The following is a 1,813-nucleotide window of genomic DNA, read 5'->3' as shown; positions in this document are numbered from 1 at the left end:
CGGAAGTTCAGCGTAAAAAATGGCGTGAAGTGGCTATAAGTGGCTAATAAATAAGAAAAAAACAATAATGGAGGGTTGAAAATATCCCAGCTACACGGTATCTGTAAAATTAGTAGAAGGTAATTTTATTCCTAATGCTTCAAGGATAAGAGTAATTTCTTTTCGCTGTTTTGGGATTTTTTTTACCTCGGTCTCTCCTAAGGTCAACGTTACTGTTTGCACCTTATCCAGAGTATCTATCATATGTTGCAGCGTAAGGCCAAGATGCTTTGTTCTTCTGTAAAATTCATGTATCAAAAGATATGCAAGCATCGTAACAAACACATGGGCTCGTGTTCTGCCCTCATCTCTAAGAAACAGTGGTCTTATTTCTAAAAAGCCTGTCTTCAATTTCTTAAAGGCCTGTTCCACTACGGCAAGTGCTTTATACCGATCATGCACATCTTTAGCGGACAGGTCCTTAACATCGGTTTTTATTACATAACAGCCATCTAACACTGATTCCATTGTAAGTTTCTCTTGTACTACACGTACCTCTATATCTCTTTCCTGTGATACTATCTCTACCCAGGCTGTAACTTTGAGTTTATCACAATACTCTTGCAGACGCTCTTGTGCCTTCTGTACGCTTGCACGCTTATGAATGGATAGGTACTTCGTAAGCTCTGCCGCCTTATTTTTTATCCTCTGAATTTTCCCTTCTCTCTGTTTTTTCATTTCCAACGCTCGCACCGGATTTCTCTTTATTACATATCTTGCCTGTTCATCAAAAGCCTCCACAACTTCATTATCAAATAACCTCAGCTGTAGTACGCCGGTGCTTATTAGTTTCTCTATTTGAGGCTTAGTTATCGCCGTTATATATGACATACCGTATGAGGCCAACTCCTCTATCTGGTGCGTCTTTATCATTCCACGGTCTCCCACTACCGTCACTTCTTTCACTCCAAATCGCCCCGACAGCTTTTTTATCTGTGATGACAGGGTTTTTAAGTCTGACGTATTACCATCAAATACCTCTATCGTTACAGGATACCCTTGCAAATCTGTCATCAGCCCTATTACTATTTGCTTTTTCCCGCTCTTCTTGTCTCTGTTATAACCATACGCTGCAAGCTCGTTATGCTCTCCCTCAAGATAACTTGACGTAACATCATAAAGAAAAAGCCGGTGAGCTTCTCCATTATACCTCTGCTTAAATAACCTGTCCTCTATTGCTTCCTGATTTTCCGCTAACAGGTCTAATACTCTGTACAGTGTATCTACACTATAATCCTTAACTCCTAAAACATATTCTAACTCCTCAGTTGCTCCCCAACCACAAAGATGGCGTCTTGACCCCTGAGTTAAAATCCTCCCTATCACCAAAAGCAGTACTAAGCCTATTGGCAACGCTTTACCCAATGCCTTCATTAACCCCAGCTCTTTGGCCAATTCCTTAAACACCCATAAGGCTCCTATACTCTTGCCCGCTACAGGCTGCACTTCCTCTAACGAAAACCCTTGCTTGCCTTTCAAACCTGCCTCAAAGGCTGCTATATCCTCCGGTTTCCACTTGCTTAGGTTCAAAATAGTCTTATGTTTGACCTTTTTACCTTCTCTGAAGCTCTGAACAAGGAGTATAGAATGATATACTTTGTCGCCTACTCGCTTCGTATGTCTTTGAATATACATCGTAGCCACTATTGTACCATATAACAATATATTTGTCAAGCATTAAAAAATAATTATCGTAGCTACATATTTTTACCGAATATGCCTTTTCTCCTCTGTTTTCAAACCCTTAGACGTTTTGACACTCGGAACTTCCGTT

Annotated in this window: 1 protein-coding gene; it reads right to left on the bottom strand. The window is 40.4% G+C overall.

Translation table 11 applies throughout. From position 1 onward, the window contains the following. Positions 1-90 precede the first annotated feature (90 nt). Positions 91-1,674: an IS1634 family transposase gene (locus H7844_15870; GenBank protein MEO5358757.1), complete on the bottom strand. Its 1,584-nt coding sequence runs from the start codon at positions 1,672-1,674 to the stop codon at positions 91-93. Positions 1,675-1,813 lie beyond the last annotated feature (139 nt).

This window comes from Nitrospirae bacterium YQR-1 (assembly GCA_039908095.1).
In the GTDB taxonomy this organism is placed as follows: Bacteria; Nitrospirota; Thermodesulfovibrionia; order Thermodesulfovibrionales; family Magnetobacteriaceae; genus Magnetomonas.
This window is presented reverse-complemented; position numbering and strand designations above follow the sequence as displayed.